A 24,054-nucleotide genomic window follows, 5' to 3' on the forward strand; every position below is an offset into this window, starting at 1 on the left:
AACATAATATAAAGTTTTTAAAAGTCTCATATTTTATGGGGCTTTTTTTATTTTCAATAATTATTTTTGTAGTATGAATTATTCATCGGAGCTCAAAAAATTTGTAACCAGTCAATATGTATATTCTTCTATCAGAATTACATTGGCCACCGTGCTTCCGTGTTTAATATTGGCACATTTCGGAATTTTAAAAGAATATTTTCTTTTCCCTTTAGGAACCAGCTTTGTAGCGCTTACAGATCAGCCGGGCCCTTTCATTCGAAGAAGAAACTCGCTCACATTTGCTATTTTTTGTTTTGTTGTAGTCGCGCTTATTGCAAGTTTAGTAAAAGGTATTGTTTTTTTAGTGATTTTAGAAATCATTGTTTTCGGAATGTTTTTTTCCCTCATTGGGGTTTACGGGCAAAGGCTTGCCGCTGTCGGATCGCTGTCAGTGGTTGTTTTAGCCATCTTTATCGACGGACATCTCACCGGCTCAAATATTTTTAAAAGCTTACTTATTTTTGCAGCCGGATGTATTTGGTTTCTCTTGATCTTTCTTATTGTAACGACCATTCAGCCGTATAAGCTTGCGAGCCAGATGATTGGCGAAAATTATTTGCAGCTCGCAGAATTCCTTAAAATTAAAGCTAATTTTTATCAGAAAAATCCTGATTTTGATAGATTAAATACACAAGTTATTTCCAAGCAGATCGAAATAAAAAATCTTCAGGAAGAAACCAGAGAAACGGTTTTTAAAACCCGAACCATCGTCAACGAATCTACCACGATCAGCAGATTGCTGATGCTGATGTTTTTAAATTCAATGGATCTTCATGAAAAACTGATGACTTCCGAAAGCGATTACAAAAAACTGCAGAAAAGCTTCGAAGACGCCACCATTTTGGTTAAAATTCATGATTACCTGAATATACTTTCCGAAGAAATCACAAACATCGGAATCGCTCTTCAAAGCAGCACGCGCGCAAGACCGATATTCAATTTAGAAATTCAGTCACAAGATCTTAATTCTCACTATTTTGAACTGAGAAACAAAACACTGAATCCCGAAAATCTCGAAGATTTCATGATTTTGCGACAAATCATGATGCGTATCAACGAAATCACAAAAGAAATTAATGAAATTTACAAAGTTTTTTCTCAAAATGTAAAGCTCGCAAAAAGTCTTTCGACAGGTTTGGATCTGAAAAAATTTATGCCCAATGAAGAGAAAATTAATTTTAAAGTTTTAAAAAGCAATATTTCTTTGACCTCATCGCATTTTCGGCATGCAATAAGAATCACCATTGCTTTATTGTTGGGATATCTCATTTCATTGTTACCATTTTTAGTGATCGGTCATACTTATTGGATTTTGATTACGATAGTTGCTATTTTAAAACCGGCCTACTCTATTACAAAACAGAGAAACCTTCTGCGTCTTTACGGAACAATTGCGGGAGCCACGATCGCTTATGTCATTTTGCATTTCATTACTATAAATGAAGTTTTATTTAGTATTCTGCTTTTAAGTATGATTATGTGCTTCAGCTTTTTGAAAGGAAAATATTTTTGGGCAGTTTTATTTATGACAATTTATGTTTTTCTGGCTTTCAATTTTTTAAATCCCGGAAATGTAAATGTTATTTTTAAAGACAGAATTGTAGACACCATTATTGCGGGCATCATTGCTTTTGCAGTTTCATATATTGTGCTTCCGGTTTGGGAACACACGCAGAATTTAGATCTGATGAAAAAATCTGCGGAATGCAACCTTACTTATTTTCACAGCGTGATGTCAAAATTTTTAAATGAAGATTTTGATCTTGAAGATTATAAAGTAAAGCGAAAAAACGCCATCATTTCATTAGCCAATCTTTCGGATAATTTCCAGAGAATGATTTCTGATCCCAAAAATCAGCAGAAAAAGCTGGAAGTTGTGCATCAGTTTGTGGCGACATCACATCTTATTACGGCATACACCGCTTCGCTTTCACAATATTCGAAAAACAATAAACAATATCCCGAAATCGATTCTGAAAGCTGGACAAAAAAGATTGAAGCCGAAATGAATCAGGTTTCCACATTGCTGAATGATGAAAAAGTAACTGAAACATTAAGAATGGAAAGCCGTCTGGAACCCGAAGATTCTTCCATAGAAAATTTGATTTCCCAAAGAAAATCCGAGCTTTTGGAAAATGAAGCTTTTGACCGAAGAGATCCGAACAAAATTTCGCATTTAACGGAGCTCAAAAATATTCATGATGTTTTGGAACTTATTTATGATGTAGCCAAAGAGCAAAGAAAAGTGATCGAAAAATACAAAGCAGAAACTACTCTTCCACAATCGTAAAGCAGTAATCATCAAAAAATTCTACTCTGGCTTTAAGCTCGTCGGACGTTTTGTCGTCATGAACTCTGCAGCTAATTTTGTGAAGATGCTTTAACTCAAAAGGTTTTACTTCATAATGTTTTTTCAGAGACCAATGCTTGGAATGATGAATTTTGTACATACTTTCTTTCACACTCCAAATAATCGTATAAAAAGTAACTTCATTATCAAAAGGAATGAAACCTCTTTCATTTTCATAAGTGAATTTATCGATAACTCTTAAAATTTTAGGATTAAATTTTTCAATATCAATTCCTATTTTGTTTCTTGAGATCGCAATTGCCGCAAACGGAAAAGAATGCGTAATGGAGATTTCGGCATCTTTTGGAGATAAAAATGGCTCTCTTTCTTTATATAATATTTTGGAGTTGGGCTTTAAGCTTTTCAAAATTTTGCGCACCATTAATACTTCCAGCAATTTGTTTGGATGATAATCTTTTACTTTTTCGGCATTCTCGGGTTCCAGAAGTTCATTGATATTCAATTCTTCATGTTCATCATATTTCCAGATAAGAATCGTAGCATTGTCGTCAGAAAAATCGCGGTAAAGAGGCATATTTTTGGTCAGCAGGATATTAGTTTGTAAATTTGCAAAAAATTTTTCATATAGATGGAAGCAACAACACAATACATTCCTTATAAAGTTAAGGATATTTCTCTGGCAGAATGGGGAAGAAAAGAAATCACTCTTGCTGAGGCAGAAATGCCCGGTTTGATGGCAATCCGTGAAGAATTCGGTCCGTCTCAGCCACTTAAAGGTGCAAGAATCGCTGGATGTCTTCACATGACTATTCAAACGGCTGTACTGATCGAAACTTTGGTAGCTTTGGGCGCTGAAGTGACTTGGTCATCATGTAATATTTTCTCTACACAAGATCATGCTGCTGCTGCAATTGCTGCTGCAGGAATTCCTGTTTACGCTTGGAAAGGCCTGAACGAAGAAGAATTTGACTGGTGTATCGAGCAGACTATATTCTTTGGTGAAGACAGAAAGCCATTAAACATGATTTTGGATGATGGCGGAGATTTAACAAACATGGTTTTTGATAAATACCCGGAATTAACAAAAGATATCAAAGGACTTTCTGAAGAAACTACAACCGGAGTTCACAGGTTGTACGAAAGAATGAAAAACGGAACTTTGGTAATGCCTGCAATCAACGTAAACGATTCTGTTACCAAATCTAAATTCGACAACAAATACGGATGTAAAGAATCTGCAGTAGATGCTGTGAGAAGAGCTACAGACCTTATGTTGGCGGGGAAAAGAGTGGTAGTTTGCGGATACGGAGATGTAGGTAAAGGTACTGCTGCATCTTTCAGAGGAGCGGGTTCTATCGTTACTGTTACAGAAATTGATCCTATTTGTGCGCTTCAAGCTGCAATGGACGGATACGAAGTAAAAAGATTAGACACCGTGGTTGATAATGCAGATATCGTAATCACTACAACCGGTAATTTTAACATCGTAAGAAAAGAACATTTCTTAAAATTAAAAGATAAAGCAATCGTTTGTAACATCGGTCATTTCGACAACGAAATCGATATGGCCTGGTTAAACGAAAACTACGGTCACACAAAATCTGAAGTGAAGCCACAAGTAGACATCTACACTTTGGAAGAAGGTAAAGAAGTTATTATTTTGGCTGAAGGTAGATTGGTAAACTTAGGTTGTGCAACTGGTCACCCTAGCTTTGTAATGTCAAACTCTTTCTCAAACCAGACTTTGGCTCAGATCGAATTGTGGACTAATTCTGCTGCTTACAAAAATGAAGTGTATATGTTACCAAAACATTTAGATGAAAAAGTAGCTGCTTTACACCTTAAAAAATTAAGCGTTGAGCTGGAAACTCTTTCTCCGGAACAAGCTGAATATATCGGTGTAGACGTAAAAGGACCTTTCAAACCTGAATATTACAGATACTAAAACTGTCATCCTGAGCTTGTCGAAGGATCTCAAATAAATACAGAAACTCTCCTACTTTGGAGAGTTTTTTTTTGAATTTATTCCTCTATCTCTATAAAATACTGATCTCGAATTGCTCTTTTGCAGGAATATCATATATCCCAGCAGACTTCAAAGTATTAAGTTCCTTTGATCTAAGTACTGAACTTCAAAATCAATTCCTCCATCTCCCGGCTAACCTTTCTACAGGAAACTATTTATTGCACCGTTGCTTGCTTCAAGCAAATAACTAAACTCTTTTCCTTGATTGTTTTTTTCATTGCAGTATTATCATAAGCACCTTAGTTCTTGCTTTGGTTCCTATTGCTTTTATTCTCTCGCAAGGGCTGTTTATCACTACAATTTTCATCATAATTCAACGAGCAGTCGTTATTGGTGTTACCTTGTATATCACAACTCTCACAATCCCGCCCTTACTGGCAATAGGGAGTGGTCCGCCACCTCCTACGGGGCCTGCTCAACGGCCGGCAGCTATTGACCTATGGGCCTGCACCCTCTTACTAAAGAGTCTGCACCCCTTGCCGAAGAGCCTGCAGGCTGTCTTTTAATGGCAACACCCCCTTCATCAGGGAGGTATGACCCCTTACCTAAGGGGGTATAGGGTCTTGTGAAGACGCTGCGGCCCCTTACGATACGGGCTGCTGAGCGTCTACGGACAGGGTATGTGTACCAAATGAAAGGGCAACAGCAATGTGCCTTCTTAAATAACAAGAATCTGCTTTTTACATATAAGACGGATTATTACTATTTATCATATTGGTTAGGATGTTTTCACTTTAATAACATCCACTACCATACAATGCTCACCAGATTGGGTGGGTATTTTATTTTAAAAAGTATTTCACAAAATATTGATATGGATAAAAATTGTTATATTTGTCATTAATAAATTCGAAACATTTATTAATTATATTTGAGAATATTGAGGTTAAGTAAAAATATAAGTATTTAAATTATAAAAAACAACCTTACAACTAAAATATTAATATGCTAAAAAAACTTTTACCATTTGTTTTTATCGTTTTATTTCATCTGACAAAAGCCCAAAACGAATTTATTACCATATGGGAGCCCGGAATCACAACAACACCGGTCATGAATGTAGTTGCTCCATCTCAAGCGAGTTCAAATCAAATATGGTTTCCTGGTATTGGACAAAACTATACTATTTTTTGGGAAGAAGTGGGCTATCCGCAGCATAACGGAACACTGACGAACGTGACTTCAACCAGTCAGGTCTTAATCGATTTTGGAACACCATCAGAAGGAAGTTCCGGGACTAAATACAGGGTAAAAGTATCCAATGGAAACGGAGTATTTCATCAGATTAAATTTGCCACGTATCAAACGAATGGCAGTTCAGATGTTCAGGTTCCGATACTTCAGATGCATGGTAGCGCAGACAAGCTTTTAGAGATCGAGCAATGGGGAAATATAGCGTGGAGCTCGATGCAGGGTGCTTTTGCAAATTGCCAGAGAATGCAGCTTACAGCTACAGACGCTCCAAATTTGTCTAATGTTACCAATGCTTCAATGATGTTTTATCTTACCAATAACTTTTCAGGAGCGCCTTCAATGCAGAATTGGGATACTTCCAATATTGAGGATTTCAGCTTTATGTTTGATAGTCGTCATGTCGGGATCACTTACTATATCAACCCTGCTACTATTTTTAATCCTCCCGGGTTAAGCTATTGGGACGTTTCATCAGCAACAGATCTAAGCTACATGTTTGCAGGAAAAGGTGCTTTAAATCAGAATTTAAGCTCATGGAATGTCGAAAATGTAAAAAATATGGGCTGGATGTTTGCTTTCTGCTCGGCCTTCAATCAGCCTTTGAACAGCTGGAATACCCAAAAACTGGAAAAAACGCATTACATGTTTTTTATGACTGACGATTTCAATCAACCACTAAATAACTGGGATGTTTCAAAAGTAATCAATATGAACAATATGTTTAGTTTTGCAGAATCTTTCAATTTGCCTCTTGATTCCTGGAATGTAGGCAGCCTGATAAAAATGAATCATATATTTGACAATGCTACATCTTTTAATCAATCTCTCGCCAATTGGAACCTTGCTTCTCTCACTACAGCTATAGGAGCATTGAAAGGTGCAGCATTAGACTGCAACAACTACAGCAAAACGCTTGCAGGTTGGGCAGATAACCCAAATACGCCAAATAATATATCTTTAATGTCGGTAGTACCTGCACAATATGCTTCAAATGTAACCAATAAACGCGATATACTCATCAATAAAGGCTGGAGTATCATAGGAGATACCGTAGGAAATTGCTTTTTAACGACTTCAGAGCTTAATCCTATTAAAAAAGGTTCTATTTATCCAAATCCCGCGTCAGATTATATTCACGTTGAAAACATAATAAAAGCTGAAAAGTATACAATAACAGATATGGCCGGCAGACTGATAAAACAAGGTGATATAAAAGCAGAAATGATCAACATCAGCACATTACCAAAAGGAAACTACATTTTACAAATCGCAGCGAAAGATAAAATTCAACCCTTTAAATTCATTAAAAAATAAATTAAAAAGCCTCACAAATGTGAGGCTTTTTTGTGAATCATAAATGGTCAATTCCCTTTGCTTGTCAATTATAAAATACAGCATATATTCAGAATTGACAGCTCACCATTCATTATTTGTCGTATTGATTGGGATGTTTTGCTTTAATATCATCCACTGTTCCCAAGACTTTATCTTTTAAAGAATCCTGATATTTTTGCAGCTTTTCGGCTACTTCCTCATTTCCGCTTCCTAAAATTTTTGCGGCTAAAATTCCGGCATTTAAAGCACCGTTTAATGCAACTGTCGCAACAGGAATTCCACCCGGCATCTGAAGAATCGACAAAACAGAATCCCAGCCGTCAATAGAATTACTCGATAAAATAGGAACACCAATTACCGGTAAAGTTGTACAGCTTGCCACCATTCCGGGAAGATGTGCCGCGCCGCCCGCTCCTGCAACAATTACTTTCAAGCCTCTTTCTTTAGCAGTTTTTGCATAATCAAACATCCGTTCCGGCGTTCTGTGTGCGGAAACCACCGTCAATTCGTATGGAATGTCCAAAGATTTCAAAAAATTTACCGCAAGTTCCATGATTGGCAAGTCGCTCTGACTTCCCATGATAATTCCTACCATTTTCAATTTTATTAGATTTTCAAAGGTAAGAATTTAGATTTTAGATTAAAAACTTCAGATTTCAAATTATGGTCCGATATCTGCTGTCCGAAATATTTATCTTTGCAACACATTTTCTCAAATTGAAAGATTATAAACTCATATTTGCCGTACTCACTGTTGCCATTGTTTGGGGAACAACGTTTTTAGCGATCCGCGTAGCTGTAGAAACCATTCCGGCATGGTTTGTAGCCGGAATCCGCCAGTTTTTAGCAGCAATTATCATGTTCTTTATATTAATTTACCGAAAAGAATTCAGATGGATTGGCTGGAAAAACCTCCGTTACCAGCTTGTTTTTTCAACATTGATGCTTATTATCGCCAACGGGATGACGACGGTGGCAGAAGAAGATGTTACAAGCAGTCTGACTTCACTTATCAGTGCGTGCTCACCTATTATGGTATTTCTTGGAAGTGTGGCGCTCGGTATTCAAAAATTCAGCTTTCGGGCTTTTGTAGGCGTCTTATTATGTTTCAGCGGAATACTTTTTATATTCTGGGACGGTTTGATGGATTTGGGAAATCCCGATTACGGCATGGGAATTATTTTCTTGTTTATCGCTATCGCAGGCTGGGCTTCGGGAACGATTTTTACTAAAAAATTAAATATTCAGAGCCGACACATCACTTTGAATCTTTTTTACCAATTTGCTTTTGCAGGAATCGTTCAGCTTTGTTTTGCTTTTCTATTTTCAGAAAGTTATCGTTTCGAAAGCTGGAGTGTTAAAAGTATTTCAGCCATGATTTATCTGGCTATTTTCGGTTCTGTGGCGGCATTTTTTGCTTTCCATTATGCTTTGACAAGAATTTCCCCCGTTCAGGTTTCTATATTGGCTTATGTAAATACCATTATTTCCATATTTTTAAGCTGGCTGATTTTAGATGAAAGTATTTCTGCTAAATTTATCGTTGCTGCCGTTTTAATAATTGCCGGAGTATTTATCATTAATTTTAATCCTGAATTGTTTAAAAGACGCAAAGTTGAAATATGATTGAAACACTTGAAAAAGTTTACAATTTCTTAATAAAATCCCTTCCTTTTTCCTTTGGTTTTGCTTTTATTGGTTTCATAGTATTATTTCTCTTAAAAATCTTCGAAAATGATAAAGTAAAAAAAATCGGTATTATTTTATTGGTTCAGCTTTTCTTTTTGGGTATTATTATAATCTTCATGCAAACAACAATACTTAGAAAAATAAGGAATGAGATTTTAGAAATACTTTCTGATCCTCAGACCCAAATTATTACATCAAGAAATGATTTTAAAATACTTCCACAAAAATTAAAGAAAGAACTTCTTAAAATGCAGAATATCCCAACGAATCATACACACCCCGAAGATCAAAAATCTGTCGAAATTATTTCTTCCAAAGGCATTTTTAAAATTTTTATTGCAAAAGATTCCAAAAACAAAAATCAATTTTGGATTTTTACAGATAAATATGAATTTAGTAAAGAATCAGAAATAGGAAAAGTTAATTCAGCTATAATTAACAATAGATAAAAGGATACAAAAGAAAAGGTTGTTTCAAAATAAACAACCTTTATTACTTTTAGCTTAAGCAATCACTTTTACCATCGCTTTCACTTTTATCAGTTTTTCCATCAATTCCTCTCGGGAATCTGCCAAAACATTGATGTGCCCCATTTTTCTTCCGGGTTTGGTTTCTGTTTTTCCGTAAAGATGAACGTAAGTTTTAGGCAATTTTAAAACTTCATCCATTCCTTCGTAAATCACTTTTCCTGAAAAACTTTCTGCACCAACCAGATTCAACATTCCACTGAAGGTAAAAGTGTCTGTATCAGCCAAAGGTAAATTTTTCACCACGCGGTACATTTGCTCAAACTGTGAATTGGCGTTCCCTTCCTGACTTTGATGCCCGGAATTGTGCAGTCTCGGCGCCGTTTCGTTGACCCAGACTTTACCTTCTTTATCCAAAAACAATTCGATGGCAAAAAGTCCCGGAGAATTTACTGCATTGAGGAATTTTTCGGTAATTGAATTAATTTGATTTTCAACATCTTTACTCAAAAAAACAGGACAAATATTCAAATCCAATAAATTTAATTTCGGATCGGCAACCATTTCAGTAACCGGGAAAGTTTTTGTTTCTCCGCTTTCGTTGATCGCAACAATTACAGAAAGTTCTTTATCGATATCAACCAAACGTTCCAAAACAGAATCTTCGGGCCATAGATTTTTCAAATCTTCCGACGAACGAATAATTTGTACGCCTTTCCCGTCGTAACCACCCGTATTTAGCTTTTGTACAAAAGGAAATTGAATTTTTATTTCGTCAGAAGTTCCATCCATAATTTCAAATTCAGGACTTGGAATATCGTGAGCTTTATAAAACTCTTTTTGCAGAATTTTTTGTTGAATGGTTTTAATAATTTTAGAATTTGGAACTACTTTTACGCCCTGATTCTCAAGCTGAGCTAAAGCATCGGCATTTACATGCTCAATTTCGATTGTTACAACATCTTTATCTTTTCCAAAGTTTAAAACCGTTTCGTAATCATTGAAATTTCCTTGCGTGAAATATGAAATATTGTGACAAGGCGCATCTGAAGCGGGGTCTAAAGTATAAAATTCATCATCATATTTTAAAGCTTCCTGAATAAGCATTCTTCCAAGCTGGCCACCACCTAAAATTCCTATTTTCATTTTTTATTTATTTCGAATTAGATTTATTTTTTTCTTTAATTTTCGAATTGTCGGAAGAATCTCTAAAGTTTAGCATTGAGATCCTTCATTCCGTATCGCTACAATCAAATTAACATCAAAACATTTATATTTTATCAAGCTTCAAATATCCTACTTTTGAAAAATTCGCCTGATTAGTTTCTTCTGTTTTTTCAAGAATAATGGAATATTTTTCTTTCATCTCTTCCGGTAAAATATCATTTACATTAAAAATATCGTCAATATCTACTCCATGTTTGTCGTCAATATGGCTCACCGCACTTTCAAAACCCATTGTAAGGTAAAATTCGGTTTTCTTTACTTTTTTGATCACATCCGCCATGGTTTCCCCAACCATAAGATGCTGCTGATGAAACTCTTCGAAAAAGCCTTTTTTATAGCCTCCCAAATTGATAAAAAACAATTGCTGCTCTTGTTTGACATCAGTTTTCGGAACGATTTTCACTTCATGTCCATCAACAAACTTCACTTCCTGATATCCATCAAGATGAATTTTACCTTCAGCTTCCAACCAGAAATTTTTTATATCGGGAACGAGATCTTTTAAGCTTTCGGCAATTCCAAAAAATACATCATGCTGCTCTATATTCCTTCCTTTGGGCGTTGCGCCGAGAATAATATAAAATAATTTCATCTTTAAATTTTATATTGCAAAAATACGGGAAAAAATAATCTTTCATTAAAGTTTGCTTAAAAACAGCAATAGTTTTATATTTGTAACATGTCTGAAATCATTATTCTCTTTCTTGGCGCCATTTCAGCAGGGCTTTTAGGTTCGCTTACAGGTTTAGGAGGAGGAGTTATCATTATCCCTTTATTGACGCTTGGTTTTGGTGTTCCTATGCATTATGCAATCGGGGCGTCGCTTATTTCTGTTATCGGAACTTCTTCCGGCGCAGCAGTAGCTTTCGTGAAAGAAGGCTTTACCAATATGAGGATCGGGATGTTTCTGGAAATTGCCACAACCGCAGGTGCAATTGTTGGAGCTTTGGTTTCCGGAATGCTGAATCCCAATACAATCGGAATTATTTTCGCAAGTATTCTTCTGCTTACTGTTGTTTTAAATCTTAAAGGAAAACCGGATCATCAGGAACCTTTAATTCAAGGAAGTCTGGAAGATAAATTAAAATTATACGGAACTTTCCCCGATAAAGGAATTTTGAAAAGTTATGCTGCAAGAAATACGGTTCCCGGATTTTTTATGATGATGTTTGCCGGTGCAATGTCAGGACTTTTAGGCATTGGTTCAGGAGCATTAAAGGTTTTAGCAATGGATAATATGATGAAGCTGCCTTTCAAGGTTTCTACCACGACAAGTAATTTTATGATTGGTGTAACGGCGGTTGCCAGCTCGCTGATCTATTTCCAAAGAGGCGAAATTATTCCCGTGATCGTGGCTCCCGTTTTAGTAGGAGTTGTCGTTGGAAGCTTCATAGGATCTAAAACATTGATGGTTTCTAAGACAAAAAAGCTGAAGACATTTTTTGCAATCGTCATTACAATTTTGTCTATTTATATGATGTATAACGGTGTAAGAAGCAATTTTTCATGAGAAAGAATTTCACTGATGTAGATTTGAACCGTTCCGTTGGTAATCTTCTGAGATTAGGCGTTATATTATCCGTTATCACTTCTTTGATCGGTTTTGTAAAGCTTTTTTTAGAAGGCTTTAAAATGCCGAAAAAGTATAAGTTTTTGGAAATGGGCACTTCTTCAGAAAAAGTATGGAGCCATTTTTGGAACTCTCTGATGAAAGGCGAAGGAATGGCAATTATCCAACTCGGAATTCTGCTTTTGATATTCACACCTTTAGTAAGAATTATTTTTGCGCTAATCGGCTATCTTAAAGAAAAAGACTATTTATACGTTTTTATTTCATCAATTGTATTGGTCATTATGGCGATAAGCTTTTTTACAGGCTACGCACATTAATTTACATTTCATAAAACTCCAAAGGAAGTCGATCCGGATCCTGGGTAAAGAAAAATTCTTTTCCGGTGAATTCATCAATTCTTATTTCTTCGCAGATCAGGCCTTTATCAATTAATTCAAGGCGTTTTTCTTCAACATTTTCTACCGAAAAAGCAAGATGTCTTAAGCCGCATGCTTCAGGCTGTGAAGGTCTTTTCGGAGGATCGGGAAAAGAAAAAAGCTCAATTACATAATCATCTCCAATAGCCAGATCGAGCTTATAAGACATTCTTTCGACACGATAAACTTCACGGATGATATTCAAACCTAAAATTTCCGTATAAAACTTTTTTGAAACAATATAATCCGAACAGATAATGGCAATATGATGAATTCTCATTTAAATTTATTTTTTGCAGTCTTTCCTTCTCGTATCAATTAAATATTGTATTTTCCAAACATTATTTTGCTTTACCAATTGAAAACTATTGGCTCCGCAATGCGAGAATTTTCCTTTAAAATAAAACTCATAAGGTGTGAAAACGCTTGCCAGATTACCATCAACCTGAATTGAAGCAATATTGATCCTTTCATCCAGATCATTTTTTGAAAACTTTGAAACGGAACCTAGAAAATCTTCAATCTTTTCGTTTTTTATATTTCCATCGGTCGCTACACTTTGCATAATCACACCGTCAGCGAAAACAGATTTCAGAAGTTCGGGATCAGCATTTTTCATGGCCAAAAACAAGTTGTGAATCGGCGCCGTTACTTCTTTATTTTCAGACTGCTGTCCAAATACCAAGTTTCCAAAAAGTAATGCAAAAGGCAGCAAAGCTTTTATATTAAATTTCATATATAATTTTTTATAAAAGTACTAAAAACAAACTTGCGCAAGCTATTTTGAATAAAATTTAAGAACAACAAACTTATCTTCTCAAAAAATAACTTAAATTTACGCGTTTATTTAAAAATATGCTGACTATATATATTGTTTTAATTTCATTATTATTCATCCTGACAATATTACCAAATATTCCAAATTCGCATTGGGTTTTTCGCTTTGCAGATTTTGGTAAGATTCAAATCACCTATTTTATTATTATCACTTTTGGTTTTGGATTTTTCATTGGTCCGTTTCAATATTTTTGGTATTGTCAGGCGTTTTTGCTGACATTATTTATTTATCATGGTGTAACGCTTGTAAAATATACTCCGCTTTATCATGTAAAAAAGCATCATCAAAGCAATGCATCTTCCGAAAAGTATCATTTTATTTCAGCGAATGTTTATCAGTTTAATAAGGATTATGACAGGTTTATCAACCTTATTAATCAGCACAAGCCTGAAATTTTTCTTACGATGGAAAGCAACAGCGATTGGGAAAAAGCTTTGCAGGTTTTAGAAAAAGATTATCCTTATCAGCATAAAGTAACGCTTGAAAACACGTACGGAATGCATTTCTATTCTAAAATGGAAATCGAAAGTTCAAGAACACATTTTTTTGTTGCCGATGATATTCCAAGTATTGAAGTTCATTTGACAACAAAAGATGGATTTTCGTTTGTCTTTTTCGGAGTTCATCCGCCACCGCCAAGTCCAACAGAAGAAGAAACCTCGAAAGAAAGAGACGGCGACCTTTTGAGCGTGGCAAAGCGTGTGCAGGAACTTAAAAAAACAGTGATCGTTGTTGGTGATTTCAATAATGTTGCCTGGTCGAAATCTTCGGTTTTATTCAGAAAAACCAGCCATTTGATCGATCCGAGAGTTGGTCGCGCTTTTGTATCTACCTTTCATGCAAAATACCGTCTGCTGAGATTTCCTATTGACCTGATGTTTCACAGCGAAGATATTTTCATTAAAGAACTGAAAACTCTGGAAAATTTCGGCTCGGATCATCTTCCCGTTTATTGCGAATTTTTCATTGATCACCAAAACGGCGAGCAGGAAGAAAGAATTGAAGAAGCCGATTCTGAAGAAAAAGCTGAAGCCGAAGAAATGATTGAAGAAGGAAAAGAAGAAAATGGCGAAAGAGATATTGTTGCGACCGAAGGCTGATTATAAACTAATCTTTCCCAATCAATTCAATCGTATTTAGAAGATTAATTAAACTTGATCACATAATATTTTTCAAAAACTGAAAGTTCAGATACTTTCATATATTTTCAAATATCTTTATTCATATTCAAATTTTTAACACACATTTATAAAATGTTGTGGGTTTTGATATTGGTATAAAAGTATTAAGAATCATGCTGAAATCTTTAGTTATTTAATCATCATTTCTGAGTCTTCAATCCTTTTAGAAACAATAAGCGGCTTTAAAATCCAATAATAATTTCATTTTATTATCAAATAAATAGAAAAAATAACATTATTTGTGACTTTAGTCACCCGTTTTTTCAATTTAGAAACTATACTTTTGACTAAAACTGTAATTTTTACATAAATATCTATACTTTTTATGTTAATTTTTACATTTATAATAAATTTATTTAACAATTTATCTTTACCATACACATTTGAATCATTTTACAAAAACACAACTATTAGAAACAGAAATATGATGAAAAAAATACTGCTTTTATTTATAATACTATTTTCCGTAAAAAACTTTGCACAAAGAGATACCGAACATTGGATTGCACCTTATTATACAAGTGTTCAAACATATTCTAACGGGCTGTATTTATCAACAGATTCTGTAACTCCTTTTGATGTACAGATTTTTAGCAATAATCTTCTTATTGGTACGGTTAGCATTAGCAAGGGTAATCCGCAAAGATTTATTGTTCCTCAAAATTTAATAGAAGGCTCTAATCCAAATCTCGATGCTTTCAAGGTAACCTCTAAAGGATTGTACATAAAGGGAGCTAAACCCTTCTACTGTACTTTAAGACCTGCCAATGGCAATCATGGTGAAATCATAACATCTAAAGGGAAAGCAGGTATTGGAAAATTGTTTTATGTAGCTTCAAGTCCCAACGACCCTGATAATACCTTTGATAACTTTACAGCTGGGATTTTGGCCACGGAAGACAATACTACAATTACTGTATCATGGGCTCCCGGAATAGAATTTGTCGGAGGAGCTCCAACCGGAAACTCGCATACCTTTACATTAAATAAAGGTCAGTCATTTATTTTTGTCGGTGAAGTCCATCTTTTCGCTACAAACAATAATGCAACCGGATTTATCGGTGCAAAAGTTATATCAGATAAACCAGTATCTCTTACGAACGGAAGTGCCAACGGTAACTTTGCCTCCCCTGCTTTTGTAGGTGGATCAGATCCTATTTTAGACCAGTCTGTTCCTGTAGAAAGACTGGGAAATACATTTGCTATGGTAAAAACAAAATCTACAATCCCACAAGCAAATATGGAAGGCGGTATTGTGATTGCCACAGAAGATAATACACAGATTTTTATAAATGGTGCCACAGCTCCCATTGCTACAATCAATGAAGGCGAATGGTTCAGAATCAATGAAACCAATTATGTTCAGCAAACCCCAGGCAGCGGCCATTATAATATGTTTATTTCTGCTTCCAAAAATGTATATTTATATCAGCTTGTTGGAGTGGGAAATCAGACTAATACTGGAGGTTTTAACTATATTCCGCCTTTAAACTGTTTTTTGCCAAGAAAAATTGATGAAATTGGGAAAATTAATGAAATGCCTAATATCCCATTGCCTATTAACCTCAAATTAAATATTATAACAGAAACCGGCGCAGCAGTTACTGTAAATGGGGTAACTCCCACGGCAGCTCAAGGGCCTTTTCCTCTTACAGGTAACACACAATGGGAAACGTATGCAATAGAAGGAGTAACAGGAAATGTAACTATTGCCTCCACAAGAGCGGTAACTGCCGGAGTAAACGGAGGATATTCCACTGCCGGCTACGGTGGTTATTTTGCAGGCGCTTCTTCCGTTCCTGCAATTTCGAAAACCGGAGATTGTGTCCCGGGAATTGTTCTACAAGTTGATGACCATTATGACACCTATCAATGGTTTTTAAACGGAAATCCTATTCTCGGAGCTACCGCTAATACTTTTACGCCTACTGTCGCAGGAAATTATACCGTAAGAGTTACCGCCGGAACTTGTACTCCTGTAATGACACCGATATTTAAAGTTTTTAGTTGTGATCACGAATCAATAAAAGATCTGACTATCTGTTCGGGTCCTACATCTATCACACCAGCATTTACAGTTTCTGCACAAACTTATGTTCCGGCAACCGTAACTATTGTAACGCCACCCAACAACGGTACAGTAACTATAGATCCAAATGGTATTATTACCTATACCCCTAACGCCGGATTTGTAGGTAATGATACTTTTGTTTATAGATTCTGTGGCGATGCGCCAGAGTTCATCGATTGTGAAAAGGTTACGATAAACTTGACAATATCACAACAGCTTACAGTACAGAATGCAGCTTTGACTCAATGTTCCGATATATTTGATCTTACCACAGCTGAACCGAATATAAGCAATGCAGCGGGCGTGAGTTTTGATTATTATGAAAATCAGGCAGATGCAGCAGCGGGCAATGCCAACACAATAGCAACTCCTACAGTTTACACTCCAGGTAGCACTACTGTTTTTGTAAGAGTAAAATCAGGTACTTGTTTTGCAATTGCAGAATTACAGCTTAACATTGTTCAAGCACCTGCACCTGTTATTACAAGCTCGTCTCCAATCATCTGTTTAGGTGGAACTGTTACTCTTTCCTCTAATCAGGCAACAGGAAATACTTGGTCAACAGGTGAAACAACACAATTAATTACTATAACAGCACCGGGAACTTATACACTTACAACAAATAACGGAGCTTGTAGCACCTCTGCTTTTATAACGATAAATCAAGATGTTGATCCAAACGTACAGATAACAGGAAATCTAACTATCTGTGACGGTTTTAATACGGTTTTAACTGCTACAACAGCAGGCACAGGAAATACTTTTGTATGGTCAAACGGCACAAATGGACCCATCAACACAGTTACAGTACCTGGTACTTATACGGTAACGGTAACAACTCCAGCGAACTGCCAATATCAGCAATCTGTAACAGTTGTGCAAAGCCTGAATCCGAACCTACAAATTACAGGTAATTTAACATTTTGCCAGGGTTCAAATACAGTCTTAACAGCTACAGCAACAGGTACAGGAAATACTTTTGTGTGGTCAAACGGGACAAACGGACCTATTAATACCGTAGCAGTACCCGGATTACACACAGTAACTGTGACAACACCTGAAGGATGCCAGTATCAGCAATCTGTAACAGTTACAATGGATGCAGCAATTATAGTAAACATTGCTGTTCCTACAGAAATTACCTGTACAAGAACTCAAGTTACTTTAGATGCAACAGGTTCGGTTTTTGGACAAGGTGCTACATTTCTTTGGACTGCAGCAGCAGGCGGGAATATTGTAGCAGGAGCAAATACTTTAACACCAACCGTAAATAATGCCGGAACTTATACACTTACTATTACAAGTGAAACTGGCTGTATGCAACAATCAACAGTAACAGTAATTGAAAATATAACCCCACCTGTAGTTGGGTTAACGGCTCCACAACTTGTGATTTGTAAAGGTGAATTCGTTATTCTTACCGCAACCGGAGCTGTAACTTATAATTGGGTGAACTTCCCCGGTAACGGAAATACTCAAACCGTTTCTCCGACTGCTACAACAACTTATACCGTAGAAGGCGTAGGAGCAAATGGATGTACTGCTCAGACAACGATTACCATTGAAGTGATTCCTGAAATAATTTCTACATTACAGGATGTTGAAATTTGTGAAGGAGATAAAACAATACTAGATGTGGGAATTGGCCCCGATTACACCTATTTATGGAATACAGGAGAAACAACTCAGACAATTACTGTAGATCAGGCCGGAGTTTATACCGTAGCCATAAACAACGGAGCATGTACAAAAACATTCTCTGCTACAGTTTCTTATATTATTGCTCCGGAAATTACAGAAATAATCTATAATGATAATACGTTAACAATTAAAGTTAAAAACAGCGGAATTACCACTTTGGAATATTCTATTGATGATGGCGTAACATGGCAGGTATCAAATGTTTTCTTCAACGTTCTTAAAAATACACAATATATTATACGGGTAAGAAATAAGGGAGCAATGTGTGACACAGTAATAAGTTACTATACATTCTTTATGGTCAACACCATAACTCCAAACGGTGACGGAAGAAATGATACAATCAGCTTTGCTACAGTAAGTGGATTTGAAGATTTCAAAGGAGAAATATTTGACAGATATGGCAGAGTGACATTTAGAATAAATTCTGCAAACCCCGTTTGGAACGGAAAAGAATTGGGAAGAGGTTTACCAACAGCCACATATTAGTACAAATTGTCCTGGAAAGATCCTATTTCTAAAAAAACACTACATTTTGCAGGCTGGATTTTGCTTAAAAACAGAAATTAATTATAAAGCTCAATAGCTGAAAATAAAAACCCTTTCTACTTTTTAGAAAGGGTTTTTTATTATTAAATCAATGCTTAAAACCTCATCATATTTATTTTGAGTGTGCTGAAGCAATTCGGTTTCTATAAAAGTTTATTTTTTTGAGACATCATTTGGAAAAAGCGGATTAACCACATTTTCATTCAAAGTAAAAAATAATGGAGCTTGATGCAGCGGTGACTAGAATCGATAAAATTATTCACAAAAAGTTCAGATTTTAATTATCAATTTTGAGTTTTTATTACTTAATGGGGATTGATTTATTTTTACTTTTAAGATAAATAATTCCTGTAAACATTACAAAAAGAACTCCAACGATAAATCCGCCAATGACATCTGTAAACCAGTGCGCGCCCAAATAAATACGTGAAACGGCGCCCAAAGCAATCATTGCTAAACAAATTGATGTGATCATTATTTTCCAAGATAATTTTAAAATGCTTGAAGAGATAGCAATCACCATTAATGTTCCGAAAAAAGCAGTATAAAACAAAACATGGCCACTGGGAAAGCTTTGATAGTGAGTTTCTTCAATAATTCTTACAAAATCCGTCGTTGGTCTAGGTCGATCGATAAGTGTTTTTAAAACATAGCTTACACCGCCAGATAAAAGACATGACAATACAAATAAGCTTTCTTTGAAATATTTAAATATCAAAAAAATTATTGAAAGCACAATAACTATGCTAGCTGCAACATAAACAGTTCCCAGCCAGCTAAAACCTTTCATCAAAACGTCTAAAAGCGTACTTGAATCTTCCTGCAGTTCCTGAGAAACGAGTAAATCCCAAGATTTGGGGGATGAATCGACTATATAAAAACTCAAAAGAAGAAAAATAATGATAAAAAAAATAGAAAAACACAAAAAAAGTGTTTTTCTTCTATCTCTGACATAGGTTGAAAAATTACTAAGAAACTCATTATTCTTGAACTCCATTTGATATGCTAAATTTGAATTGTTTTAATTTAATAATCATTTTTGTTGCAAATTTGATGCAAATCACTTCTAAATCAACAAATTAATTATTTTATTTTTTTAAATTTATTTGTTATAAGTTTTCTGGAAATGTTATTATTATTTTTTTAGTTTGGATTTTTTTTTATTTTAAACAGAGAAAGATGATCAACATAGATCAATGAAATTCTACATCAAAAAAAGCGAACTAGCGTCCGCTTCTGTATTTACAATGATTGAAGATTCTTTTTTATTTTAAAATCTCATCACATCCTTCACTACTCCATTTTTTTGAGTGTGCTGAAGCAATTCGGCTTCTATAAAAGTTTTTATTTTTTCTTCTGAACCGTCATTTGGAAACAACAAATGAACATTTGCACCCGCATCCAAAGTAAAAAATAGCGGGAATTGAGTTTCTTTCCGGAAATCCCAGATTTTATTGATGACTTCCAAAGTTCCGTTTTTCATGAGGATAAAAGCAGGATCGCTCATCATCATCATGGCGTGAAGCGTCAATGCTTCGTGCTCAACCAGCTTTATAAAACTTTCCAGATCGCCGTTTTTCAGTATTTCTTTCATCGGAACAAAATTTTCTCTTGCTTCCTGAAACCTTCTTTCTGCATACGGATTGGTATTCATCAAACCATGTCCGACAGTTGAAGAAACACTTTTTACGCCTTCATGAATCAATAAAACCCAATCATTAAAATTTTTAAAAATATCATGAATTTCAAAATCCGGATATTTTACAGCAAACAAGTCCGAACTTCCCCTCACTTCGTCAGACTTCCCCCAAACCACCAATCCGTTATACAAACTTCTGCAGGCACTTCCGCTTCCTAATCTGGCTAAAAATGATGCTTTTCTCAACGATTCTTCTTCAGAGTTTTTTCCTGAAAAATCTTCATCCAATTTCATCAAACATTTTGCGATTGCCCCGAAACCTGATGCCGAACTTGCAATTCCTGAACTGTGAGGAAATGTATTTTCTGTTTTAATGATATATTTTCCTTTTAGAATCCAGGGAAGATATTTCTCAATATTTTTAAAATATTTTTCGATTTTCTCAGCAAATTTTACTTCTTCATTTCCCGATAAAAAAGTCTGAACAGAGAAAGTTTCGTTTGCAGAAAATTCTATTGTTGTGTTGGTTTTACAATGATTTAAAGTATAGCTAATGCTTGGATTTGCAGGAATCTGATCCGCATATTTCCCCCAATATTTTATCAAAGCAATATTTGACGGGCAACTTTCCGAAACCGTTTGTGAATTTATATTGAATTCCTTCTTTCCTAAAAAATCTTGTGTTGTCATAATTTAGTTTAAATATTCTTAGTCGTCACCATTCAAAATGAAATTGATAAATTTAAACTTAATATTCTTAAAACTTAACTATAAACTTAATGGTTAAATTTTAAAACATTAAGTTTTATTTGAGAAATTAAGATTATTAAGGCTTGAGATTTCTTCATTCCTCGAATGATAATCACTAATACATTTTCTCAATAATATCGGCATATTTTTTCAGCACAACATTTCGTTTTACTTTCAAAGTCGGGGTAATTTCTCCGCTGCTTATTTCAAATTCTGAAGGCATTAAAGTAAACTTTTTCACCTTTTCATAATCCGAAAGTTCGTGCTGCAATTCTTTAATTTTTTCTTTGTATAAAAGAATAATTTCTTCCTTTTTTACAATTTCTTCCCAACTTGTAAACTGAATATTATTTTTCTTCAAATAGTCTTTTAAAAACTCGAAATTTGGAACAATTAAAGCCGAAACGAATTGTCTTCCTTCCGCAATCAGAACAATCTGCTGAATATAATTATTATTGGTCAAAATATTTTCAATCTGTTGAGGAGCGATATATTTTCCGTTAGATGTTTTCATCAGATCTTTAATTCGGTCGGTAATGAAGAGATTTCCTTTCTCATCAAACTTTCCTGCATCACCGGTTTTGAACCAGCCGTCTTTCGTGAAAACTTTCTCGGTCTCTTCAGGCTTTTGGTAATATTCTTTCATAATACCATTTCCTTTTGCCTGAATTTCATCATTTTCTCCAATACGAATTTCTACACCAGGCAATGGTTTTCCACAGCTTCCATGCTCAAAATGCGTCAAAGGAAAAGCTGTCAAAGTCGCCGTAGTTTCAGTCAAGCCGTAACCTACCGTGATGTGCAATCCCATTGCTTCAAATAATTGCGTCACATCGGGCGAGACAGAAGCTCCGCCACAAGGCATAAACCAAAGTCTTCCGCCCATTTTTTGTTTCACTTTATTGAAAACCAAAGCATCTGCAACAGAATGTTTAACCATTAATCCGAAAGGAACCGGTAATTCTTTTCTCCTTAATTCGGCTGTTTCTTTTCCTATTTTCAAAGCCCAATCGAAGATCTTTTTATTGAATGAAGAACTTTCCTCTGCTTTTTCGAGCACTCCGGCGTAGACTTTCTGGAAAAATCTCGGCACAGCGCACATCATCGTAGGTTTTACCTCTTCCAAAGCTTTTACAATATCTTTCGGATCTTCCAGAAAATACACTCTTGCGCCGCCGTACAGACACAACAAGCTCCAACTTCTTTCGAAAACATGAGTTAATGGCAGAAACGCCATCGATAATTCTTCCTCAAAATTTTTAAACTTAAAAAACTCAAAATGTGCATCAAAAGCTTTAATGAAATTTCCGTGAGTCAAGACGACACCTTTCGGCGTACCTGTAGTTCCTGAAGTATAAATAATCGTTGCAGTATCGTCAAAATCTTTTTTAATAATATCAAGCTTTGGGGAAGATTTAGCAATGAAATCTTCAAGATAAAAACTGCTGAATTCTTTTTTAATCCAAACTGCTTTTTTAGAAATGATAATGGTTTGAAGACTGCTTTCTCCCTTTTTTAAAATCTCGAGACACGCATCATATTGATTTTGGTCTCCCACTAAAATAACTTTAGATTGAGAATCGTTGATGATATATTCTGCCTGCTCGGCATTGTTTGTAGAATAAATAGGAACCGTAACCGCACCGATTGACATTGCTGCAAGATCGAAAATCATCCATTCGGTGGAATTGTCTGCATAAATGGCTACTTTATCGTTTTCTTCAACACCTGACTTTTTAAGTGCATTTGCTGTTTTATAGATAATTTCGCTAAATCTCTTCCAGCTCAGCTCTTTCCATCCTTCTTTTTTTTTGAAACCAACAGCTGATTTTAAAGGATGTTTTTCTATATTTTTTGTGATAATTGCTTCTGCAAGATTCATTATTTTTGATTCAGCTTTTTGTCGTTAATATAATTATTGAGGTGAAAATCAACACTTTCTTTCACCGGAATAAATTTATAATTGATTTCTTCTTTTATTTTATGATTTGAAATAGTATTGAAAGAAGTTACAGATTCAATATTTGATTTTGTCGCCATTTTTAATTGAGGAATCAGCCAGCCAAAGAAAACATTAAGCCATCTTCCTACATTTAATTGGGCAGCAGAAAGTATGCTCGCGTCTTTCAAGCCTAATTTATTTCTGATCAAGTTTCCTATTTCGGCATATTTTATGTTTTCAGAAATGACGATAAAACGCTTTCCAAAAGCATTTTTCTCCATCAATTGTATTGCAATTTCTGCAACATCGCGCACATCGACATACGCCGAACCTCCGGAAAATGTAAAATTGTTTTTTTCAAAAGTAGAAAACAGTTCGCCGCTGCTCTGTTTCCAGTTTCCGCTGCCGATAATGATCGCCGGATTGATAATGATCGTATTCAGGCCTTCCGCGGAAGCACGCCAAACTTCCATTTCAGACAAATGCTTTGAAATTGCATAAGCCGAATGTTCGAGTTTTGGATTAAAATCCGATTCTTCATCCAACTCTCCTTTATCATTAAATCCGTCTAAAACAGCCACAGAACTTACATGAAGAAACTTTTCAACTCCTGAATTTTCACAGGCATACAAAAGATTTTCGGTGCCTTTAATATTGGTGTGATACATTTCTTTTTCATCTTTGGGATGAAAGCTCACTTTTGCAGCGCAATGGTAAACTTCTGTGACGCCAATCAATGCATTTTGAAGAGAATGAATATCGTCAAAATCAACATTTATCCATTCTATTTTATTGAAAAAAAATTCAGGAGTTTCTGTGTAAAACTGATAAGAATGCTTTACTTCGTCAATATTGCTTGAAGGTCTTTTGGCAGCACGAATGGTTTTACCTTTTTTCAAAAGTTCCAAAATAATTATCCTGCCTAAAATTCCTGTTGCTCCTGTTACAAAAATCATGTATTGTTATTTCTGCTTGATTAGTGAATTCCAAATTCCTGCAAATTTGCAAATTTTAAGTGACTATTTGATATAATTTGATGATATAATGAATGATTGTTAGAATTAATTTTAACGCAAAGTTCACAAATATTTTTTAACTACTAA

19 protein-coding genes are annotated in these 24,054 nt (G+C 35.2%); 9 read left to right on the top strand and 10 right to left on the bottom strand.

Annotation, left to right across the window (positions count from 1 at the left end):
- The first annotated feature begins 73 nt into the window (after positions 1–73).
- On the top strand, positions 74–2,332 hold the full coding sequence (locus AC6CHK_RS10930) for an FUSC family protein (protein ID WP_498096018.1): 2,259 nt from the start codon (positions 74–76) through the stop codon (positions 2,330–2,332).
- Here AC6CHK_RS10930 and AC6CHK_RS10935 read toward each other — a convergent pair.
- Positions 2,313–2,927, bottom strand: coding sequence for a 4'-phosphopantetheinyl transferase superfamily protein (locus tag AC6CHK_RS10935; RefSeq protein WP_498096020.1), 615 nt, complete (start codon positions 2,925–2,927; stop codon positions 2,313–2,315). The two genes, AC6CHK_RS10930 and AC6CHK_RS10935, sit on opposite strands and share 20 nt — an antisense overlap.
- A 54-nt stretch (positions 2,928–2,981) precedes the next feature.
- Between AC6CHK_RS10935 and ahcY the strand changes: the two genes are divergently transcribed.
- Positions 2,982–4,298 carry an adenosylhomocysteinase gene (gene ahcY, locus AC6CHK_RS10940; protein WP_498096022.1) on the top strand — a complete coding sequence of 439 codons (1,317 nt, stop codon included), beginning with the start codon at positions 2,982–2,984 and terminating at the stop codon, positions 4,296–4,298.
- 1,026 nt (positions 4,299–5,324) lie between these two features.
- Positions 5,325–6,887, top strand: a complete 1,563-nt coding sequence (locus AC6CHK_RS10945) for a BspA family leucine-rich repeat surface protein (RefSeq protein ID WP_498096024.1) — start codon at positions 5,325–5,327, stop codon at positions 6,885–6,887.
- Between the two features lie 112 nt (positions 6,888–6,999).
- Here AC6CHK_RS10945 and purE read toward each other — a convergent pair whose 3' ends face one another.
- The gene (gene purE / locus AC6CHK_RS10950; RefSeq protein ID WP_498096026.1) at positions 7,000–7,503 is read right to left on the bottom strand and encodes a 5-(carboxyamino)imidazole ribonucleotide mutase; all 504 of its coding nucleotides are present in this window, start codon (positions 7,501–7,503) and stop codon (positions 7,000–7,002) included.
- A gap of 122 nt (positions 7,504–7,625) precedes the next feature.
- On the opposite strand from purE, the gene AC6CHK_RS10955 reads away from it, so the two are divergent.
- Both AC6CHK_RS10955 and AC6CHK_RS10960 read left to right on the top strand, forming a co-directional pair.
- Positions 7,626–8,534 carry a DMT family transporter gene (locus AC6CHK_RS10955; protein WP_498096232.1) on the top strand — a complete coding sequence of 303 codons (909 nt, stop codon included), beginning with the start codon at positions 7,626–7,628 and terminating at the stop codon, positions 8,532–8,534.
- The gene (locus tag AC6CHK_RS10960; RefSeq protein ID WP_498096028.1) at positions 8,531–9,046 is read left to right on the top strand and encodes a hypothetical protein; all 516 of its coding nucleotides are present in this window, start codon (positions 8,531–8,533) and stop codon (positions 9,044–9,046) included. The genes AC6CHK_RS10955 and AC6CHK_RS10960 overlap by 4 nt, the downstream gene beginning before the upstream one ends.
- 54 nt (positions 9,047–9,100) lie before the next feature.
- Here the strand turns inward: AC6CHK_RS10960 and AC6CHK_RS10965 are convergent, their stop codons facing one another.
- Positions 9,101–10,210, bottom strand: a complete 1,110-nt coding sequence (locus AC6CHK_RS10965) for a 5-(carboxyamino)imidazole ribonucleotide synthase (protein WP_498096030.1) — start codon at positions 10,208–10,210, stop codon at positions 9,101–9,103.
- A 124-nt stretch (positions 10,211–10,334) separates the two neighbouring features.
- The gene (locus AC6CHK_RS10970) at positions 10,335–10,883 is read right to left on the bottom strand and encodes a DUF1543 domain-containing protein (protein ID WP_498096032.1); all 549 of its coding nucleotides are present in this window, start codon (positions 10,881–10,883) and stop codon (positions 10,335–10,337) included.
- Between the two features lie 87 nt (positions 10,884–10,970).
- On the opposite strand from AC6CHK_RS10970, the gene AC6CHK_RS10975 reads away from it, so the two are divergent.
- Complete coding sequence (locus AC6CHK_RS10975; protein WP_498096034.1) at positions 10,971–11,801, top strand: sulfite exporter TauE/SafE family protein; 831 nt, start codon at positions 10,971–10,973, stop codon at positions 11,799–11,801.
- Positions 11,798–12,181: a DUF1634 domain-containing protein gene (locus AC6CHK_RS10980; protein ID WP_498096036.1), complete on the top strand. Its 384-nt coding sequence runs from the start codon at positions 11,798–11,800 to the stop codon at positions 12,179–12,181. Before AC6CHK_RS10975 ends, AC6CHK_RS10980 begins: the two co-directional genes overlap by 4 nt.
- Before the next feature lies 1 nt (position 12,182).
- Here the strand turns inward: AC6CHK_RS10980 and gloA2 are convergent, their stop codons facing one another.
- Together gloA2 and AC6CHK_RS10990 are read right to left on the bottom strand one after the other, a co-directional pair.
- On the bottom strand, positions 12,183–12,560 hold the full coding sequence (gloA2, locus tag AC6CHK_RS10985; protein WP_498096038.1) for an SMU1112c/YaeR family gloxylase I-like metalloprotein: 378 nt from the start codon (positions 12,558–12,560) through the stop codon (positions 12,183–12,185).
- A gap of 6 nt (positions 12,561–12,566) precedes the next feature.
- The gene (locus tag AC6CHK_RS10990; RefSeq protein ID WP_498096040.1) at positions 12,567–13,016 is read right to left on the bottom strand and encodes a nuclear transport factor 2 family protein; all 450 of its coding nucleotides are present in this window, start codon (positions 13,014–13,016) and stop codon (positions 12,567–12,569) included.
- A gap of 119 nt (positions 13,017–13,135) precedes the next feature.
- Here AC6CHK_RS10990 and AC6CHK_RS10995 point away from each other — a divergent pair, with 119 nt between their 5' ends.
- Both AC6CHK_RS10995 and AC6CHK_RS11000 read left to right on the top strand, forming a co-directional pair.
- On the top strand, positions 13,136–14,218 hold the full coding sequence (locus tag AC6CHK_RS10995) for an endonuclease/exonuclease/phosphatase family protein (RefSeq protein ID WP_498096042.1): 1,083 nt from the start codon (positions 13,136–13,138) through the stop codon (positions 14,216–14,218).
- A gap of 505 nt (positions 14,219–14,723) precedes the next feature.
- Positions 14,724–18,560 carry an FIDD domain-containing protein gene (locus AC6CHK_RS11000; protein WP_498096044.1) on the top strand — a complete coding sequence of 1,279 codons (3,837 nt, stop codon included), beginning with the start codon at positions 14,724–14,726 and terminating at the stop codon, positions 18,558–18,560.
- Between the two features lie 361 nt (positions 18,561–18,921).
- Here AC6CHK_RS11000 and AC6CHK_RS11005 read toward each other — a convergent pair whose 3' ends face one another.
- The 4 genes from AC6CHK_RS11005 to AC6CHK_RS11020 all read right to left on the bottom strand — a co-directional run bounded on the left by AC6CHK_RS11005 (position 18,922) and on the right by AC6CHK_RS11020 (position 23,907).
- Positions 18,922–19,506 carry a phosphatase PAP2 family protein gene (locus AC6CHK_RS11005; protein WP_498096046.1) on the bottom strand — a complete coding sequence of 195 codons (585 nt, stop codon included), beginning with the start codon at positions 19,504–19,506 and terminating at the stop codon, positions 18,922–18,924.
- A 384-nt stretch (positions 19,507–19,890) separates the two neighbouring features.
- Positions 19,891–20,949, bottom strand: a complete 1,059-nt coding sequence (locus AC6CHK_RS11010) for a diphosphomevalonate decarboxylase (RefSeq protein ID WP_498096048.1) — start codon at positions 20,947–20,949, stop codon at positions 19,891–19,893.
- Positions 20,950–21,124: 175 nt separating this feature from the next.
- Positions 21,125–22,891, bottom strand: coding sequence for an AMP-dependent synthetase/ligase (locus AC6CHK_RS11015; protein ID WP_498096050.1), 1,767 nt, complete (start codon positions 22,889–22,891; stop codon positions 21,125–21,127).
- The gene (locus AC6CHK_RS11020) at positions 22,891–23,907 is read right to left on the bottom strand and encodes an NAD-dependent epimerase/dehydratase family protein (protein WP_498096052.1); all 1,017 of its coding nucleotides are present in this window, start codon (positions 23,905–23,907) and stop codon (positions 22,891–22,893) included. Before AC6CHK_RS11020 ends, AC6CHK_RS11015 begins: the two co-directional genes overlap by 1 nt.
- Positions 23,908–24,054 lie beyond the last annotated feature (147 nt).

The organism is Chryseobacterium sp. GQ58 (genome assembly GCF_059758895.1).

Bases quoted from the DNA above. Each gene is read 5' to 3' on its own strand.
- AC6CHK_RS10990 (WP_498096040.1), bottom strand. From the start codon at position 13,016: ATGAAATTTAATATAAAAGCTTTGCTGCCTTTTGCATTACTTTTTGGA.
- purE (WP_498096026.1), bottom strand. From the start codon at position 7,503: ATGGTAGGAATTATCATGGGAAGTCAGAGCGACTTGCCAATCATGGAA.
- AC6CHK_RS11000 (WP_498096044.1), top strand. From the start codon at position 14,724: ATGATGAAAAAAATACTGCTTTTATTTATAATACTATTTTCCGTAAAA.
- AC6CHK_RS10995 (WP_498096042.1), top strand. From the start codon at position 13,136: ATGCTGACTATATATATTGTTTTAATTTCATTATTATTCATCCTGACA.
- gloA2 (WP_498096038.1), bottom strand. From the start codon at position 12,560: ATGAGAATTCATCATATTGCCATTATCTGTTCGGATTATATTGTTTCA.
- AC6CHK_RS11010 (WP_498096048.1), bottom strand. From the start codon at position 20,949: ATGACAACACAAGATTTTTTAGGAAAGAAGGAATTCAATATAAATTCA.
- AC6CHK_RS10935 (WP_498096020.1), bottom strand. From the start codon at position 2,927: ATGCCTCTTTACCGCGATTTTTCTGACGACAATGCTACGATTCTTATC.
- AC6CHK_RS10960 (WP_498096028.1), top strand. From the start codon at position 8,531: ATGATTGAAACACTTGAAAAAGTTTACAATTTCTTAATAAAATCCCTT.
- AC6CHK_RS10945 (WP_498096024.1), top strand. From the start codon at position 5,325: ATGCTAAAAAAACTTTTACCATTTGTTTTTATCGTTTTATTTCATCTG.
- AC6CHK_RS10970 (WP_498096032.1), bottom strand. From the start codon at position 10,883: ATGAAATTATTTTATATTATTCTCGGCGCAACGCCCAAAGGAAGGAAT.
- AC6CHK_RS11020 (WP_498096052.1), bottom strand. From the start codon at position 23,907: ATGATTTTTGTAACAGGAGCAACAGGAATTTTAGGCAGGATAATTATT.
- AC6CHK_RS10980 (WP_498096036.1), top strand. From the start codon at position 11,798: ATGAGAAAGAATTTCACTGATGTAGATTTGAACCGTTCCGTTGGTAAT.
- AC6CHK_RS10975 (WP_498096034.1), top strand. From the start codon at position 10,971: ATGTCTGAAATCATTATTCTCTTTCTTGGCGCCATTTCAGCAGGGCTT.
- AC6CHK_RS10930 (WP_498096018.1), top strand. From the start codon at position 74: ATGAATTATTCATCGGAGCTCAAAAAATTTGTAACCAGTCAATATGTA.
- AC6CHK_RS11015 (WP_498096050.1), bottom strand. From the start codon at position 22,891: ATGAATCTTGCAGAAGCAATTATCACAAAAAATATAGAAAAACATCCT.
- AC6CHK_RS10965 (WP_498096030.1), bottom strand. From the start codon at position 10,210: ATGAAAATAGGAATTTTAGGTGGTGGCCAGCTTGGAAGAATGCTTATT.
- ahcY (WP_498096022.1), top strand. From the start codon at position 2,982: ATGGAAGCAACAACACAATACATTCCTTATAAAGTTAAGGATATTTCT.